The 16,797-nt window shown below is 70.1% G+C and carries 12 protein-coding genes and 2 pseudogenes; 12 read left to right on the top strand and 2 right to left on the bottom strand.

The features are described 5' to 3' along the window. Positions 1-246 precede the first annotated feature (246 nt). The 6 genes and pseudogenes from pdxH (at position 247) to ID554_RS10515 (ending at position 4,082) form a co-directional block, all read left to right on the top strand. Complete coding sequence (gene pdxH / locus ID554_RS10540; protein WP_117230338.1) at positions 247-873, top strand: pyridoxamine 5'-phosphate oxidase; 627 nt, start codon at positions 247-249, stop codon at positions 871-873. Continuing rightward, positions 870-1,010, top strand: a pseudogene (locus ID554_RS10535) (MFS transporter); the annotation flags it as partial. The gene pdxH and the pseudogene ID554_RS10535, both read left to right, overlap by 4 nt. Positions 1,011-1,066: 56 nt before the next feature. Continuing rightward, on the top strand, positions 1,067-1,996 hold the full coding sequence (locus ID554_RS10530) for an aldose 1-epimerase family protein (protein ID WP_117230309.1): 930 nt from the start codon (positions 1,067-1,069) through the stop codon (positions 1,994-1,996). Between the two features lie 19 nt (positions 1,997-2,015). Next, positions 2,016-2,618 (top strand): nitroreductase family protein, encoded by a 603-nt coding sequence (locus ID554_RS10525; protein ID WP_117230308.1) that lies wholly within the window; start codon positions 2,016-2,018, stop codon positions 2,616-2,618. A gap of 185 nt (positions 2,619-2,803) precedes the next feature. After that, a complete protein-coding gene (locus ID554_RS10520) occupies positions 2,804-3,109 on the top strand; it encodes a type II toxin-antitoxin system VapB family antitoxin (protein WP_117230307.1) in 306 nt (101 codons plus the stop codon). 217 nt (positions 3,110-3,326) lie between these two features. Continuing rightward, a complete protein-coding gene (locus ID554_RS10515) occupies positions 3,327-4,082 on the top strand; it encodes a DUF4230 domain-containing protein (RefSeq protein ID WP_117230306.1) in 756 nt (251 codons plus the stop codon). A 296-nt stretch (positions 4,083-4,378) separates the two neighbouring features. On the opposite strand, the gene ID554_RS10510 is transcribed toward ID554_RS10515, so the two are convergent. Then, complete coding sequence (locus ID554_RS10510) at positions 4,379-4,585, bottom strand: PspC domain-containing protein (protein WP_117230305.1); 207 nt, start codon at positions 4,583-4,585, stop codon at positions 4,379-4,381. A gap of 386 nt (positions 4,586-4,971) precedes the next feature. Here ID554_RS10510 and ID554_RS10505 point away from each other — a divergent pair, with 386 nt between their 5' ends. The 6 genes and pseudogenes from ID554_RS10505 (at position 4,972) to ID554_RS10480 (ending at position 13,626) form a co-directional block, all read left to right on the top strand. Beyond that, positions 4,972-6,348 carry an L-serine ammonia-lyase gene (locus tag ID554_RS10505; RefSeq protein ID WP_117230304.1) on the top strand — a complete coding sequence of 459 codons (1,377 nt, stop codon included), beginning with the start codon at positions 4,972-4,974 and terminating at the stop codon, positions 6,346-6,348. Positions 6,349-6,405: 57 nt separating this feature from the next. After that, positions 6,406-7,233 (top strand): ABC transporter permease, encoded by an 828-nt coding sequence (locus ID554_RS10500; RefSeq protein WP_117230303.1) that lies wholly within the window; start codon positions 6,406-6,408, stop codon positions 7,231-7,233. Between the two features lie 140 nt (positions 7,234-7,373). Beyond that, a pseudogene (locus ID554_RS10495) lies at positions 7,374-7,979 on the top strand (ABC transporter ATP-binding protein); the annotation flags it as partial. Next, complete coding sequence (locus tag ID554_RS10490) at positions 7,976-9,955, top strand: DUF5941 domain-containing protein (RefSeq protein ID WP_117230301.1); 1,980 nt, start codon at positions 7,976-7,978, stop codon at positions 9,953-9,955. The pseudogene ID554_RS10495 and the gene ID554_RS10490, both read left to right, overlap by 4 nt. Positions 9,956-9,970: 15 nt before the next feature. Continuing rightward, positions 9,971-12,172, top strand: coding sequence for a bifunctional glycosyltransferase/CDP-glycerol:glycerophosphate glycerophosphotransferase (locus tag ID554_RS10485; protein ID WP_117230300.1), 2,202 nt, complete (start codon positions 9,971-9,973; stop codon positions 12,170-12,172). 92 nt (positions 12,173-12,264) lie between these two features. Next, positions 12,265-13,626: an ABC transporter ATP-binding protein gene (locus ID554_RS10480; RefSeq protein ID WP_396888498.1), complete on the top strand. Its 1,362-nt coding sequence runs from the start codon at positions 12,265-12,267 to the stop codon at positions 13,624-13,626. Between the two features lie 197 nt (positions 13,627-13,823). Here the strand turns inward: ID554_RS10480 and ID554_RS10470 are convergent, their stop codons facing one another. Next, positions 13,824-15,878, bottom strand: a complete 2,055-nt coding sequence (locus ID554_RS10470; protein ID WP_223884523.1) for a reverse transcriptase/maturase family protein — start codon at positions 15,876-15,878, stop codon at positions 13,824-13,826. Between the last annotated feature and the right edge of the window lie 919 nt (positions 15,879-16,797).

Raw genomic sequence — 16,797 nt, 5'->3', positions numbered from 1 at the left:
CGGCTCGGTGTCCCGGCCCCGGCCGGGTGAGCGCCCTGGGCGACCCTCTCCGGATGTGTGTTCGTGACATCTTGCCTGCTGGTGATCGGGTATGCGACCCACTGCGGATGTGCTGCTGACGACATCCCCGGCCGCACCCGCCGCGGGGCCCTCGGGTAAGACTGGGCCTCACGGGCTGGTCGCGGGGGCGGGCGGCCCGATCCAGAGGGAGGAAACGTGACGGGCGACACACCGCCACCCGCGGAGATGCGTCACGAGTACGCCGCAGACTCCGGCCTGATCGAGGGCGACCTGGCGGCGCAGTGGCACACGCAGTTCGACAGGTGGTTCGCCGACGCGGTCGCCGCCGGGCTGCCCGAGCCCAACGCCATGGTGGTCGGCACCGCCGACGCCTCGGGTCGGCCGAGCGCGCGGACGGTGCTGCTCAAGGGCTACGACCCGGCGGGCTTCGTGTTCTTCACCAACTACCACTCCCGCAAGGGCGTCGAGGCGGACGTGAACCCGTACGCCAGCCTGGTCTTCCCGTGGTTCCCGATGCAGCGGCAGGTGATCGTCGCCGGCCGGCTGGAACGGGTCGACCGGGCGGAGACCGAGGCGTACTTCGCCAGCCGACCGCGCGGCTCCCGACTGGGCGCCTGGGCGAGCGCCCAGTCGTCGGTCCTGCCGGACCGGGCGGCGCTGGACGAGGCGTACCGGGTGGTGGCGGAGCGGTTCGCCGACGTGGACCCGATCCCCGCCCCGCCGCACTGGGGCGGGCTGCGGGTCCGGCCCGATTCGGTCGAGTTCTGGCAGGGCCGGGCCAGCCGGTTGCACGACCGGCTGCGGTTCCGCCGGGACACCGACGACTGGGTCGTGGAGCGACTGGCTCCGTGACCTCGACCGACACCCAACGGCCCCGCGAATGGCGGCGCTGGGCCATCGACCTGCGCCCACTGCGGGCGACCGCGTACCGGCGACTGTGGCTCGGCAACGCCATCGCCATGTTCGGCTTCCAGTTCACCGCAGTCGCCGAAGATCAACCACCACGGCGAGCGGACAGCGGTTCCGGGGGCTAGGGTCTGGCGACATGAGCAGCCGCGAGCCCTGTCCCCTGTCCGGGGCACAATGGGCCATTTCCGCCGCCGGTCACGAGGCGGTCATCGTCGAGGTGGGCGGCGGGGTCCGCACCTACCGGCAGGACGGGGTCGAGCACCTCGACGGGTACGCCACCGACGAGCTGTGCCCCGGCTCGGCCGGGCAGGTGCTGGCGCCCTGGCCGAACCGCATCCGCGACGGCGTGTACCCCTTCGACGAGCAGTCGTACCAGCTCCACCTGACCGAGCCGGAGCGGCACAACGCCATCCACGGCCTGGTCAACTGGGCCCGCTGGGAGCTGATCGAGCAGCGTCCGGACGAGGTCGTCGTGGGGCTCGACATGCCGGCGCAGCCGGGCTACCCGTGGCCGCTGCGGCTGCGTACCCGGTGGAGCGTGGGGGCCGCCGGGCTGCGGGCCGCGCACGAGGTCACCAACGTCGGCGTGGAGCCGGCGCCGTTCGGCTTCTCCGTGCACCCGTACCTGCGGCTGCCCGGGGTGGCGGTGGAGGACGTCGTGATGCGGGTGCCGGGGGAGACCCGGCTGCTGCTGGACGGGCGGCTGCTGCCGGTGGGCGTGGCCAAGGTCGCCGGCACCGAGTACGACTACACCGAGCCGCGCCGGATCGGCGACGCGGTGCTGGACCTGGCCTTCGGGCAGGTGATCCGGGACGCCGACGGCGGCTCCGCGGTGACGCTCACCGCACCGGACCGGTCGCACGGCCTGCGGATCTGGGCCGACGCCCAGTTCGGCTGGTGGCAGGTCTACACCGGTGACACACTGACCGGTGAGCGCTTCCGCCGGTCGGTGGCGGTGGAGCCGATGACCTGCCCGCCGGATGCCTTCCGATCCGGCCGGGATCTGATCACGCTGGCGCCGGGCGACACCTGGCGCGGCGACTGGGGCATCCGGCCCGGCAACTGAGCCGGCGAGGAGGTAGGACGTGGAGTTCGCAGAGGTCGTCCGGCGGCGCCGCATGGTGCGCAACTACGACCCGGACCGTCCGGTCCCGCCGGAGATCGTGGAGCGGGTACTGGACCACGCGGTCCGCGCGCCGTCGGCCGGCTTCTCGCAGGGCTGGGGCTTCCTGGTGCTGGAGGAGCCGGCGGACCGGGAGCGGTTCTGGGCGGCCAGCACCCCGGAGGGCGGCGGTACGCAACGCTGGCTGAGCGGGATGCGGCGGGCCCCGCTGATCGTGGTGCCGCACGCGAACCGCTCCGTCTACCTCGAACGGTACGCCGAGCCGGACAAGGGTTGGGCGGACCGGTCGACGGACCGGTGGCCGGTGCCGTACTGGTACGTCGACACCGGGTTCGCCGCGTTGCTGATGATGCTGACCGCGGTGGACGAGGGGCTCGGTTCGTGTTTCTTCGGCATCCCGCCGCAGCGGTTGTCGTCCTACCGGGAGGTGTTCGGCGTGCCCGAGGCGTACCACCCGATCGGCGCGCTCACGATCGGTTACCGTGCCCCCGACCACCGGTCACCGTCGCTGCGTCGGGGGCGCCGGCCGGTCGATGAGGTCGTCCGTCGGGGGCAGTGGAGCTGACCGAAACCGGAGGTTCGTCCGGTACAGAACCGGACGACCGGTGGCGAAACTGGCAACAAGGAGCAGAACGTGGGGTGCGTGCTGCGGCTACGCTGGCACGGTCACGGGCGCCGCGTACCGCAGCGCCCGCCGCGACCCGGCCCGGCGTCGTGGTTCGGCCCGACCAGGGGGAGGAGCGTGCCGTCGTGATCTTCAGAGCGGTCCGGGACGGGCGTCCCTACCCGGAACACAATCTGACCCTCAAGCAGTGGGCGGAGATCCCGCCCCGGCCGCTGCGACTGGACCAGCTCATCACCACCAAGCGGGAGCTGGCGCTGGACAAGCTGCTCGCTGAGGACTCCACCTTCTACGGTGACCTGTTCCCGCACGTGGTGCAGTGGAACGGCGGCCTCTTCCTGGAGGACGGCCTGCACCGCGCGTTGCGCGCCGCCCTGCAACAGCGCAACCAGATCCACGCCCGGGTGTTCGTGCTCGCCGAAGCGATCGAGTGACCCGCCAACAACCTGGAGAGCGTCCTGACGTACGAGGGCACCTCCGAGATCCACCAGTTGGTGATCGGGCAACAGCTCACCGGCGTCTCCGTGTTCACCTGATCATTCGCCCTTCTGGCCTGCGGAAACACGCGTTCGGGCGACTCGGCGAGCGGCTGTCGTACGGGGGGCTTACCGTCATCATCAGACAACGCGTCTGACGAGGACGGTGAGGGCGATGGCACGCGACGGCGACATCAACCAGCCCACCAGCACGTTTGCCGATCACGAGCCCCGTGACGAGGACACAGGGCGGCCGGACGCCCCACCCGTGCCACCGGGCGGCGGCGGTGGCGGTGCCGCGAGGGCCCTGCTCTGGGTGCTCGGCGCCGCGGCGATGGCGGTGGTGGTGCTGCTCGGCGTGCAGACCACCGGGCTCCTGCCGGAGTTCCGCAACCCGTTCAGCAAGGAGCAGACCGACCGCACCCAGCCCGCACTACTGGAGTCGATGCAGGACCTCAGCCGCTACGTGGCTGCCGAAGGCAACTTCCAGGTCGTGGTCGACTTGGAGAACGACCGGCGCAACGTACCGGACTGGCTGCTCAACCAGCGCACGCTGTTCGTCGGGTCCGGCAGCGTCGAGGCGTACGTGGACTTCGGCGCCCTCAGCGAAGGCGCGATCGTGCAGTCCGCCGACGGCAAGTCCGTCGAGGTCAAACTGCCCGCGCCACAACTCGCCGAGACCAACCTCGACCTCGACAAGAGCTACGTCTTCGCGGAGGAGCGGGGGCTGCTCAACCGCGTCGGCGACCTGATCGGCGGCGACCCGAACCGGCAGCAGCAGGTCTACCAACTCGCCGAGGACCGGATCACCGCCGCCGCCCGGGACAGCGGCCTGACCGCCCGCGCCGAGGAGAACACCCGCAAGATGCTGACCGGCCTGCTCGCCTCCCTCGGCTTCGAGCAGGTCACCATCACCTACACCGCCACCTGACCGCACTCCCCACCCCGCTGGCTGCCGTTCTTTGACCAGCCGGCGGGGTGGGTTTTCCCGCTGGCGCGGATGGAGGCAGCAACAACCATGAGGGTGCGTGGCCCGGGCCTGAGTTCCGGGATCCGCTGCTCGCCTCCCTCGACCGTCCGTTCGGCCCCATAGTGTGGAAAGCCGAGGGCCGCCGACGTGAGCCGGCGGCCCGGATGATCTTGGTGGGTGCCGTTGGCCTGGGTGGGCAGCTTGCGCGGGAGCGCCTCTCGGTGACCGGGATGGCCTCGCGTACGGGGGCGGACCGGTCAGTGGCCTGCGACGAGGTAACGGTCCTCGTTGGGCATGATGATCCAGAGCGCCAGGTAGATGACGACCTGGGTGCCGGGCAGCAGCAGCGACAGCAGGAACAACAGCCGGATGAGCCCGGCCGAGGTGCCGAAGCGTTGGGCCAGGCCGGCGCAGACCCCGGCGAACATGCGCCCCTGCCGGGGCCGGACCAGTTTGCGACTCATGGTGGCAATTCCCCTCTGCGGCGATCCGCCGCTCCTGCAATCAAAGCTAGGAACGGATGACGTCCATGCCCTCGCCCGCGAGAACGAACCTCACCGCGCCCACCCGTAGGTACTTACCCGCGTCCGCACCCAGCCACCCATCCCCGAGCAACCCCCAGGTCCCGCCTCGCCTCGCGCCCGCCCGTGCCCGGTCCCGCACGCCGAGGGCGGGCGTGTGGGGGTGGCTGAGGTGCGGTGGGAGGGGGTGTGGAGGAGGGGGGATAGGCTCGGTGGGTTGTGCGTCCTGACCAGGGCGTGTGGCGGGCCGCGTTCGGACCGGGGAGGCGGCCACCTCTTTCGGCGGGCCGTTGACCGGTGATCCCGGGGCAGGGCGAGGAAGTGCAGTCATGATCAGTGTGTTCGACCTGTTCAGTGTGGGCATCGGGCCGTCCAGTTCGCACACGGTGGGGCCGATGCGGGCGGCGCGTACGTTCGTCGCGGGGCTGAAGGCCGATGGTCTGCTCGCCAACGTGGCCCGGGTGCGGGCGGAGCTGTTCGGTTCTCTCGGCGCGACGGGGCACGGGCACGGCAGTGATCGGGCGGTGCTGCTCGGACTGGCCGGTGAGGCGCCGGAGACGGTCGACACCGACAGCGTCGACGCGCGGGTGGCCCGGATCCGGGCGGAGGGCCGGTTGGCGCTGGTCGACACGCACGTCATCGACTTCGAGCCGGACCGGGATCTGACGTTGCACCGGCGGCGGTCGTTGCCGTACCACCCGAACGGGATGGTCTTCGCGGCCTTCGACGCGAGCGGATCCGAGGTCAGGACGCGGACCTACTATTCGGTCGGCGGCGGGTTCGTGGTGGACGAGGCGGCGGCCGGGGCGGATCGGATCACGCCCGACGGCACACCGGTGCGGTATCCGTTCCTGACCGGCGCGGACCTGCTCGACGTGACCGCCTCGACCGGCCTGTCGATCAGCGAGGTGATGCTCGCCAACGAGGTGTCCTGGCGGGCCGAGGCGGACGTGCGGGCCGGGCTGCTGGACATCTGGCGGGTGATGCGCGAGTGCGTGGAGCGCGGCTGTTCCCGGCACGGCACGCTGCCGGGCGGGTTGAAGGTGCGCCGCCGCGCGGCCGAACTGCGTCGCAGTCTGGAGACCGACACGGTGGTGCCGGACGGGGATCCGCTGCACGTGATGGACTGGGTGACGCTGTTCGCCCTGGCGGTCAACGAGGAGAACGCGGCCGGCGGGCGGGTGGTGACCGCGCCGACCAACGGTGCGGCCGGGATCATTCCGGCGGTGTTGCACTACTACACGCGGTTCATGCCGGGGGCCTCCGACGAGGGGGTGCTGCGGTTCCTGCTGGCGGCCGGGGCGATCGGGGTGCTGTACAAGGAGAACGCGTCGATCTCCGGTGCCGAGGTGGGCTGCCAGGGTGAGGTCGGGTCGGCGTGTTCGATGGCGGCGGCCGGGTTGGCCGAGGCGCTGGGCGGTACGCCGGCCCAGGTGGAGAACGCCGCCGAGATCGGCATGGAGCACAACCTGGGGTTGACCTGCGACCCGGTCGGGGGCCTGGTGCAGATCCCGTGCATCGAACGTAACGCGGTGGCTAGCATCAAGGCGATCACCGCCGCCCGGCTCGCGTTGCGTGGTGACGGGGTGCACGCCGTGTCGCTCGACAAGGTCATCAAGACCATGCGCGAGACCGGCGCCGACATGAAGGTCAAGTACAAGGAGACGGCGCGCGGCGGCCTCGCGGTCAACGTGATCGAGTGCTGAGCGGACGACGTTCACCGGCTGCTAACCTGTCGTCCGTTCAGCAGGCGGGAGACGGCGGTGACCTCTGGCGTGGGGGCGTTGTGGTCGCACCGCAATTCGCTGCGCATCCTGGTCCGGCGTGATCTCGCGGTCAAGTACCAGCAGTCCGTGCTGGGGTATCTCTGGTCGCTGATCGAGCCGCTGGGTATGGGGGCGATCTATTGGTTCGTCTTCGGCGTCCTGTACTCCCGGGACACCAACCGGCATCTCGGCGAGGCCGCCGGGTCGTATCCGTTGTTCCTGATCACCGGGATCTTCGCCTGGATGTGGACCAGCTCGGCGTTGAGCGAGGCGACCAACGCGCTGACCGGTCAGTCCCGGTTGATCACCACGATGAACGTGCCCCGGCAGGTCTTCCCGATCGGTCGGGTCACCGGCCGTTTCGCCGAGTACGCCGCCGGCCTGCCGATCCTGGCCGCCATCGCGATCTGGTACGCGGCCGACGGCAGGATCGACCCGGGCTGGTCGCTGCTCGCCCTGCCGCTGGCGGTGCTGGTGCAGGCCACCCTGCTGGTCGGGTTGGCGCTGCTGCTGTCGGCGGCGAACGTGCTGATGCGCGATGTGGAGCGGTTCATGCGTCTGCTCATCCGGGTGCTGTTCTATGCCACGCCGATCATCTATCCACTGAGCCTGGTCCGGGACTCCGGCCTGCCCGGCTGGCTCAAGTCGGGCTACGAACTCAACCCGCTGGTCGGCATCTTCCAACTGCATCACGCGGTCTGGTACCCGGACGAGTTCCCGCACGCCCGGATGCTCGCCACCACCGTCGGCATCAGCCTGCTGGTCCTGGTGGTGGGCTGGTGGACGTTCCGTCGGCTCGAACCCGCCGTGCTCAAGGAACTCTGATGGCCGAGGCGATCATCGAGGCGGAGGGCCTCGGCATCCGGTTCGTCCGCAACCGCCGCCGGCAGTTGCGGCTCCGCGAGCTGTTCATCCACCGGGGTACGCGCGGCGCCTCCGATGGCCGGTTCTGGCCGCTGCGGGACGTCTCCTTCTCGATCGCGCCGGGCGAGACGCTCGGGGTGATCGGCCGTAACGGCACCGGCAAGAGCACCCTGCTGCGGCTGATCGCCGGGGTGCTGATCCCGGACGAGGGGCGGATCCGGGTCCGTGGCGACGTCGCGCCGCTACTGGAACTCTCCGCCGGTTTCTCCAACGACCTGACCGGGCGGGAGAACCTGTACCTGGTGGGTGGGCTGCACGGGCTGTCGTCGAGATACCTGAAGCGGCACTTCGACGAGATCGTCTCGTTCGCGGGCGAGCAGGTGCAGGGGGCCATCGACACCTCGGTACGCCACTACTCGTCCGGCATGAAGGTCCGGCTCGGGTTTGCGATCATCTCTCACCTGCCGCACCCCATCCTGTTGATGGACGAGGTGACGGCGGTGGGCGACGCCGAGTTCCGCGACAAGTGCTACACGACCATCGATCGTCTGCTCGGGGAGGGGCGCACTCTGGTGCTGGTCTCACACAACGAAAAGGACCTGACCCGGTTCTGTCGTCGAGGACTCTTCCTCGACGGCGGCCGGCTGAGCGTCGACGGAACCATCGCCGAGGCGCTGGCCGCTTATCACGACGCGGTTCCCCGGTGACTATCGCGATCGTGCTCGCCGCCGGTTCGCCGGCCGCGAGCCTGCCGACGGGTGCGGCGCCGGGCGGCTCCCTGGCGGACCGGCTGGCCGAGCAGTGGCGGCGGGCCGGGGTGGCTGACGTGCGGTTCGCCGCGACCCTGGACGAGGTGGCGGACCTAGCCGCTACGGCGGGCGGCCCGGTGGTGGTCAGCGGTGCGGACCTGGTGGCGCACACCGCCGTACTGCGGCATCTGGTGACCAGCCCGGTCGGGCCGACCGTGGCGCTGGTGCTCACGGACCCGCCCACCGCTGGGCGGACAGTGGTCCGTGAGGAGCGTGGCCAGGTGGTCGACGCCGGTCCGGTCGAGCGGCTCGACGGCGAGGCCACCGGCATCTTCGGGGGCGCGGTGCGGGTCGGTCGGGACGACGTACCGGCGCTGGTCGCCGCCGCTCGCGCGGCCGGCACCGACCGGCGGACCCCGGGCCCGGCCGTGGACCAGGTCTTCGCGGGCCTCACCGGGCAGGGGGCGCTGGTCTTCGCCCACCGGGTACGCCTGCTGGTCGCGCACCGGGTCGACGACGCGCCCGGGCTGGCCGCCGCCGAGGCGGCGGTGGCCGCCGTCGACGAGGACCGGGCCGAGCTGCGGCTCTCGGTGAAGGAGAAGGACGACTTCTTCACCACGTACTTCGTCAGCACCTGGTCGCCGCAGGTCACCAAGGTCTGCGCCCGGTTGGGGCTGAGCCCGACGGCGGTCACCATGATCTCGGTGGCCTTCGCGGTCGCCGCCGCCGCGTTGTTCGCCACCGGTGGCCGGCCGGCGCTGGTCGGCGGTGCGGTCCTGCTCTATCTCGGCTTCGTGCTCGACTGTGTGGACGGTCAGCTCGCCCGCTACACCCGCCACTTCAGCGCCTGGGGCGGCTGGCTGGACACCATGGCCGACCGGGCCAAGGAGTACCTGGTCTACGCGGGTCTCGGGTGGGGCGCCACGGCGGCCGGGTTCCGGTACGGCTGGGCGCTGGCCATCGCCGCGATGACCCTGCAGACCGTGCGGCACATGACCGACGCGTGGTACGGCGTGCTGCACGACGAGGCGGCCCGTCGACCGAAGACGGTGGGCACCGGCGGTGGCGGTATCGGCGACCGGCTGAACGCCGCCTCCAACCGGGTGCAGGCCGACTCGGGGTCGCTGTCGTACTGGCTCAAGCGCACGGTCGTCTTCCCGATCGGGGAACGGTGGGCGCTGATCGCGCTGGCCGCCGCGCTGTTCGACCAGCGGGTCGCCCTGTTCGCGGTGCTCACCTGGGGTGTGCTGGCGTTCGCGTACACCGGTGCGCTGCGTACCCTGCGGGCCCGCTGGATGTGGGTGCCGGTGCTGGACACGGTCGACGCGACCCTGCACCGCGACGACGGCCCGCTGGCCACCCGGCTGCCGGTGCTGCGCCGGCCGGGGCCGCTGGTCCTGGCGGTGGTCGCGGCGCTGGCTGCGGCGGGGTTGGTGCTGGTGACGCTGCTGGGGGACGGCGGCGATCCGGCGGCCTGGCTGCGTTGGGCGGCGGTGCCGGTGGTGCTGCTGGTGCTGCTGGCCGCTGCGGCGGGGACCGGTGCGGCGCACAACGGGCCGTTGGACTGGCTGGCGCCGGCCGCGTTGCGGGCCGCCGAGTTCCTCTTCGCCGTCGCGGTCGGGGTGATCGGCGGCGTGCCCGCGTGGCTGATCTTCGGGTACGTCTTCGTGCTCACCCTGCACCACTACGACCTGGTCGCCCGCCTGGAGAAGCGGCAACCGGCGCCGCCGCTGCACTCGGCGACGCTGGGTTGGGAGGGGCGGTCGGTGGTGCTGGCGCTGACGGCGATCGCCGGAATCGCGAGTATCGGTCTGGCTACACTCAGTATCTACCTTCTGGTGCTGTTCGTGGCAAGTGTGGTGTTGGCCTGGTTCGTCCGGCCGACCCGTCCCACCCGGGCACCGGCGGGTACGCGACAAGGCGCGACGCTCTGACGGGAGGCCGGGACGATGACGCTGATCAGCTTCGTCGTCCCGGCCTTCCGGGTGCAGGGCTACCTGCGGGAGTGCCTGGACTCGATCCTCGGACAGCCGATCGCCGACATCGAGGTGATCGGGATCGACGACTGCTCGCCCGACGCGGTCGGCGACATCCTCGACGAGTACGCCGCCCGCGACGACCGGGTAAAGGCGGTCCGGCTGGAGGACAACGTCGGGCTCGGCCCGGCCCGCAACGTCGGGCTGGACCTGGCCGTCGGCGAGTACGTCTGGTTCGTCGACGGTGACGACTGGCTCGCGCCGGGCTGCCTGGCCGAGGTGGCCGACCGGCTCCGCGCGACCCGACCCGACGTGCTGCTGGTCGACCACGTCCGCACGTACTGGGACGACCGGGCCAGCGCCAGCGCGATGGCGGAGGTCTTCCCGGAGCCGCCGGGGCCGGAGACGTTCCGGCTGGCCGAGCGGCCGGAGACGCTGGAACTGCTGCACACCGCCTGGAACCGGCTGCTGCGCCGACAGTTTCTCGCCGACGCCGAGCTGCGCTTCGCCCCCGGCTGGTACGAGGACGTGTCGTTCAGCTATCCGGCGCTGCTGGCCGCCGACCGGATCGGCGTGCTCGACGTGGTCTGCGTCAACTACCGGCAGCGGCGGGCCGGCGCGATCACGAAGACCCAGGGCGAGCGGCACTTCGAGGTGTTCCACCAGTGGCACCGGGTGTTCCGGGACCTGGACCGGTTCGGTGCCGAGGACCTGCGGCCGGCGGTGTTCACGCGGATGATGTGGCACTACCTGACCGTGCTCGGCACCGACGAGCGGATCCCGGCGGAACTGCGGCCGACCTTCTTCGCCCGGATCACCATCGAGCATGCCCGCTTCCGCCCGCCCGGTGGCCATCGCGTCCCGGACGGGCTCGAAGGGCTCAAGCATCGCCTGGTCGCGGCCGGTCGATGGCGGACGTTCAGCGCACTACGGGCCACCGGCCGCGCGGGCGAGACGGCCCGCCGGGTCGCCCGCCGGGTCGCCCGCCGGGCCCGGCACCGGGTGGGCCCGCCGGCCCGTCGGGGCGTACGCCTGGCCCGTGACGCCGCGCTGCGCGAGTACCAGTGGATCGAGCGACGCCGGCCGGTCGACGAGAACCTGGCCGTGTACGCGGCGTACTGGTATCGCGGGTACGCCTGCAACCCGGCTGCGGTGTACGAGGCGGCGCGGCGGCTGGCGCCGCACGTGCGGGGCGTCTGGATCGTCCGGCGGGACCGGGTGCACACCCTGCCCGACGGGATTGAGTACGTGGTGGCCGGTACGGCCGCGTACCACCGGGTGCTGGCCCGCGCCCGGTGGCTGATCAACAACGTCAACTTTCCGGACTCGGTCCGCAAGCGACCGGGCACGGTGCACGTGCAGACCCACCACGGCACCCCGGTCAAGGTGATGGGGCTGGACCAGCAGCGGTACCCGCTGGGCGCGACCGGCATGGACTTCGCCGGGCTGCTGCGCCGGGTGGACCGCTGGGACTTCTCGGTCACCGCGAACAGCTTCTCCACGCAGATGTGGGAACGGGCCTATCCGGCCGCGTACACCACTCTGGAGGTGGGCTATCCCCGCAACGACCGGTTGGTGACCGCCACCGCCGAGGAGGTCCTGCGGCTGCGCGCGGAGGTGGGTGCCGGCCTCGGCGAGCGGGTGGTGCTGTACGCCCCGACGCACCGGGAGCACCTGCCCGGCTACCGTCCACCGTTCGACCCGGAGCGGTTCCTCGACGCGGTCGGCCCGTCCGGCCTGCTGCTGATGCGCAGCCACTACTTCCATGACCGGGATCTCCGGACGCCGGGCCCGAGCAGCCGGGCCCGGATCGTCGACGTCAGCGACCATCCCCGCGTCGAAAACCTCTATCTCGCGGCCGACGTGCTGGTCACCGACTACTCGTCCGCGATGTTCGACTACGCGGTCCTGGACCGGCCGATCGTCGTCTACGCGCCGGACTGGGACGCGTACCGGTTGACCCGGGGGGTCTACTTCGACGTCACCGCCGAGCCGCCCGGTGCGGTGGCGCGTACCTTCCCCGAACTGCTCGACGTGTTCCGCTCCGGCGCGCTGGACACACCGGAGGCCGACCGGGCCCGGACCGCGTTCCGGGAACGGTTCTGCGCGCTGGAGGACGGGCACGCCGCCGAACGGGTGGCCCGGCAGGTCTTCCTGGGCGAGACGGCCGCCTGAGTTCCTCTTTCCGTGCAATCGCCGTCATTCGATGGACCGAAATAGGTCTGTCACGATTCGAACATGGCACGTTTACCCGATGTGCTCACCGCATGATCCTCGCCACAGTCATTTCCGGGTTCGCCGACGAGCTGGGGGAGGAGACGGTGACAACCGTCGCGCTCAAGGATGTGATAAAGGTCTTCCGGGACGGCACCGTCGCCGTCGACACCATCAATCTCGAGGTCAACGACGGCGAGTTCATGGTGCTGCTCGGGCCGTCCGGCTGTGGCAAGTCCACGGTACTCCGGATGATCGCCGGGCTGGAGGAACCGACCTCAGGCGCGGTGATGCTCGACGGCGAGTGGGCGAACGAGCTGCCGCCCCGGGAACGGCGGATCGCGATGGTCTTCCAGGACTTCGCCCTCTATCCGCACATGAGCGTCAACGACAACATCGCCTTCCCGCTCAAGCTGGCCGGCGTCGAACCGACCCCGCGCGGCGAGCGGGTCGGCGACGTGGCCAGCGCCCTCGGTATCGGCGACGTGCTGGCCCGACGTCCCAGCCAGCTCTCCGGCGGGCAGCGGCAACGGGTGGCGATGGGCCGGGCGATCGTACGCCGGCCCGGCCTGTTCCTGATGGACGAACCGCTGTCGAACCTGGACAGCGGCCTGCGCGCCGAGCTGCGCGCGGAGATCTCCGGCCTGACCCGTGAGCTGGGCGTCACCACCGTCTACGTGACCCACGACCAGGCCGAGGCGCTGACCATGGCCGACCGGGTCGCCATCATGCGCAAGGGCGTCCTCCAGGACGTCGGCACCCCCACCCAGGTGTACGGCCGCCCGGCCACCCTCTATGTCGCCGCGTTCCTTGGCAGCCCCCGGATGAACCTGCTGGAGGCGTCGGTCTACGTCCACCTCGACCGGTACGTCACCCTCACCCTCGGCGAGCAGGCGCTCTACCTGCCCTGGAACGACATCCGCAGCCGGGCGGTGGCGCACTACCACGGGGAGCGGATCGTGGTCGGGATGCGTGCGGAGGCGCTCACCCCGGTCGCTCCGGACACCTCCGGCGACGTTCTCCGGGGCCGGATCCGCTACCTCGAACACCACGGCCACGAGTCCCTGGCCTTCCTCGACATCGGGGCCTCCGCGATCGTGGTCGACGAGGTCGGTGGTCCGATCGACGGTGACACCCCGCTCGGTCAGCGTGGCCTGCGCCGGTTCGGACAGATGATGCAGCGGTTCACCGGTCGGGTCGCCGTCGAGCAGGGCGAACACGCGTCGATCGGCGGCACCAACACCAGCGTCCTGAACGATCCGGGCCGCCACCACCGCCGCCCGGCCGAGTTGGCCGTCCGGCTGGCACCGTACCCGGCGGTCTCCACCGGTCATCCGCTCAGCGTGAAGGTCCGGATGGACGCCCTGCACTTCTTCGACGACCGAGGCGACCGCATCGACGTCGGCTGGCGCTGACTGCACGCAAGCACTGATGCAGGGAAGCGCCGATGCAGCGCGCACTGATGCAAGGAAGGGCACCTTGTTAACGCCTGAGGTATAGCACGGGTCCCCTGTTAACGCGCCTCCACAAGCGGCTAGTGTTGTGTTTCGTAAATAGCTAGCCGTTTAGAGCCTGTCTCAGGTGGTGAGTTTGAGGTAGAGCTTGTGGCAGGTCAGGGCGGCGGCGAGGGCGACGAATGCGCAGTAGAGGCCGGGGTTGCGTTCGTAGCGGATGGTGAGGCGGCGGTAGCCGGTGAACCAGGCGAAGGTGTTGGGTCGGGCCCGGGCGCGGTGCCTGGATTGCTCCAGGTCCGTTTTCCGGACCCGCCCGCACGGGTGAAGTGGGCCGCCGGCGAGGTGCCCGTGGTGTGGGTCCTTTTCCGTCGGCCTCTTCCCGAACCGTGCTGGTCGGTTTCCCTGACACACGGCTCTCCAGTGGTCAGTTCCGGGTGGATGTGCGTGTCCGACCGGCATGGATGTCCTCGTGGCAGTTCCGGCAGATCACGAGGGTCTTGCGGCGGCGTTTGGCCATGAGGTGCACCCCATGCGGGTTTGTCGGGTCGATCGCGGCGGTTGAGGTCGGCGAGTTTCCGCAGGTGATGGACTTCCAACCTGTCGGTGGACTCGCAGAGCTCGCAGCGTCCGGCCAGCAGCCGGTGGATCAGTTCGTTGCGTTTGGCGCTGGCCATGATCGGTGACGTGTCGGTCAGGACCGCTGCGCGTTGGCGGCGTAGCGGTATTCCACCGAAGCGGGCGACCAGTGGTTTCCTGCCCCGGTCCCGGGGGACGGTGACCTGGAAACAGGTCCGTGGCCCGTCAGGGGTGCCGATGACCGTCTTGTACTTGCGGGCCATCTTCGTGACGGTGGACCGGTGTTTGCCTGCGAGGGTCTTGAGCATGGAGGTCTCCATGACCCAGCGCAGGGTGTCCAGGCGGAACACGTCCTGGGCGAGGAGGTAGTACTGGACCAGGCCCCGGTACTCGGCCTGGTACTTCGCGACGATGGTGAAGTCGTCGTCGTGAAGCAGCGCACCGCGTTGAGCGGGTTTGCCTTCGCGCAGGTAGTTCGCGCATCGCTGCCTGATGACGTCGCGGGGCACGAACAGTCCGATTGCCCCGTTGGCCGCTCGGCGGCCCCGGGTGATCTTCGTGTCCGAGTGTTGCGTCTTGACCTCGTAGCCGAGGAACCGCGCCGCCTGGCTGGTGGCGTGGGTGATCAACGTCTTGGATGGCGAGAGTTCCAGCTTGAGTTCCTCGCGCAGGAACGTCGCGATCCGCGTCTTGATCTGTTCGGCTTCGTGCCGCGGTCCGGCGAACCCCAGCAGCCAGTCGTCGGCGTAGCGCACATACCGAAGTCGTCGATAGCCCGGATCGTTGGGGTCCTGGCTCGGTATCCGGCGGCGGCGCTGCGTGAGCAGCCGGACCGCAGCACGGTCACCGTGGCGTTTGGCCTTCGCGATCTGGTCGACGACGACTTGGTAGGCGCGGTGGCGCCGACGCCGGATGCCTTGATGGTATTCAGGCAGCAGGGTCTGCTCGACGAATCGGTCCAACCGGTCCAGGTAGATGTTCGACAGGACCGGTGACGCCACCCCGCCCTGCGGCGCACCGCTGAGCGTGGCGTGCCATCGCCAGTCCTGCAGGTACCCGGCCGTGAGCATGTTGGACACCAGCCGCAGGAACCGGCCGTCATGGATCTTCTCCGCAAGAGTCGAGCCCATGACCTGGTGATCAAGAGACCCGAAGCAGTCGGAGATGTCGCCCTCGATGAACCAGTGCGTTCCCTTCCAGACCTCGACCACCTCACTCAACGCGGTGTGGCAGCCCCGGCCCGGACGGAAACCGTGGGACCGGTCGGAGAACTGGACGTCGTAGTACGCCTCCAACAGCAGACGCACCACCTCAGCGACCAGTTTGTCCGACCACGTCGGCAGGCCCAGCGGGCGCGATCTCCCGTTGCTCTTCGGGATGTGCACCCGCTTGACCGGCCGCCATCGGTAGCGCTCACGACGTAGCACGTCGATGATCGCTTCGATCTTGGCCAGGGACATGCCGTCCACGGTCTCCGGCGTGACTCCGGGCGTCATCGACCCCTTGTTGGCGTAGATGCGCCCGTAGGCCAGCAGGAACAACTGCGGATTGAACAGTTGCCGATACAGCCTCTCGATCGGCAGGCCACGCCTGCCGCGTTCCCGGATGACGCCCAGCACCGTTGCGGCGTTCCGCATCACGCGTACCTCCCATCGCTGGACGTCGTGATCACCTGTGCCCCTTCGCCCTGCGGTCCGGCTTTCCCGGCCTCCCTGGCGGGTCGTGACTCCCGCGACTACTACGGGCACTCCGTCGCCGTAGGACTCGCGTCCCGTAGGCGATCCCGTGGTACGTCTTCGTCATACGTGTCGAGCCCGACGCCTGCTACTCGGTCGGCGTCCACCCCCTGCATCGACAGGACGTTGCCCTCCTCGTCGAGGTGCGTACCTTCCGCACCGGCGGGCGCCAGTCCGGGTTGAGCCGCGGCTGGCGACGGATCCGATGCCGGCGGAGAGGCTACTGCGCTCGCTCCGGTCGAGAGCAAGGCGACGGTCAGGGCGATAGCGCAGCTCGCTGCACGCATACTGTTCATAGATCCCCCTCGACAGGTTGCTTACAGTGAACGGTTATGCACAGCAGCGACCGACTGTCAATGGTGCCTATCGCTCGCCCCGGCGCACCCGATCCGACTCCAGCGCCTGAACAAAGACCCTGGTTAACCTCTGCCTCTCGTCCCGAACCCTTTGACCTTGGCATCGTCATCGGCTGTCAGTATTGTGCGTTGACCTGCGCAAACAACCAGGCAAGGTGATCATCGCTTGTCGCCGCTGGTCAACCGTTGGCAGTGGTTTTCGGGGGGGGGGGGGGGGGGGGGGGGGGGGGGGGTAAACGGGGGCGGCAACCATGCTGGCGCCTCAGTCCCGCTCCCACGGCTTCGGCCCACCATCCTTCGACACGAAGCCACGCTGCTCCGGCCGTACCGGTGGCGCCGACGGATGCCCGAGCGGCAGGCCCGTCCGCCGCGCGTGTTCGCCCTCTTCTGGGGTGCCCCAGCAAGTCGGGCAAGTCCGGTCGTCGCAGGGGTTGCGCACCAAGCGGCCCGGCTCGTCTCGCACC

Source organism: Micromonospora craniellae (genome assembly GCF_014764405.1).
Taxonomy (GTDB): Bacteria; Actinomycetota; Actinomycetes; order Mycobacteriales; family Micromonosporaceae; genus Micromonospora; species Micromonospora craniellae.
This window is presented reverse-complemented; position numbering and strand designations above follow the sequence as displayed.

Bases quoted from the DNA above. Each gene is read 5' to 3' on its own strand.
- pdxH (WP_117230338.1), top strand. From the start codon at position 247: ATGCGTCACGAGTACGCCGCAGACTCCGGCCTGATCGAGGGCGACCTG.
- ID554_RS10480 (WP_396888498.1), top strand. From the start codon at position 12,265: ATGATCCTCGCCACAGTCATTTCCGGGTTCGCCGACGAGCTGGGGGAG.
- ID554_RS10505 (WP_117230304.1), top strand. From the start codon at position 4,972: ATGATCAGTGTGTTCGACCTGTTCAGTGTGGGCATCGGGCCGTCCAGT.
- ID554_RS10530 (WP_117230309.1), top strand. From the start codon at position 1,067: ATGAGCAGCCGCGAGCCCTGTCCCCTGTCCGGGGCACAATGGGCCATT.
- ID554_RS10470 (WP_223884523.1), bottom strand. From the start codon at position 15,878: ATGCGGAACGCCGCAACGGTGCTGGGCGTCATCCGGGAACGCGGCAGG.
- ID554_RS10510 (WP_117230305.1), bottom strand. From the start codon at position 4,585: ATGAGTCGCAAACTGGTCCGGCCCCGGCAGGGGCGCATGTTCGCCGGG.
- ID554_RS10515 (WP_117230306.1), top strand. From the start codon at position 3,327: ATGGCACGCGACGGCGACATCAACCAGCCCACCAGCACGTTTGCCGAT.
- ID554_RS10485 (WP_117230300.1), top strand. From the start codon at position 9,971: ATGACGCTGATCAGCTTCGTCGTCCCGGCCTTCCGGGTGCAGGGCTAC.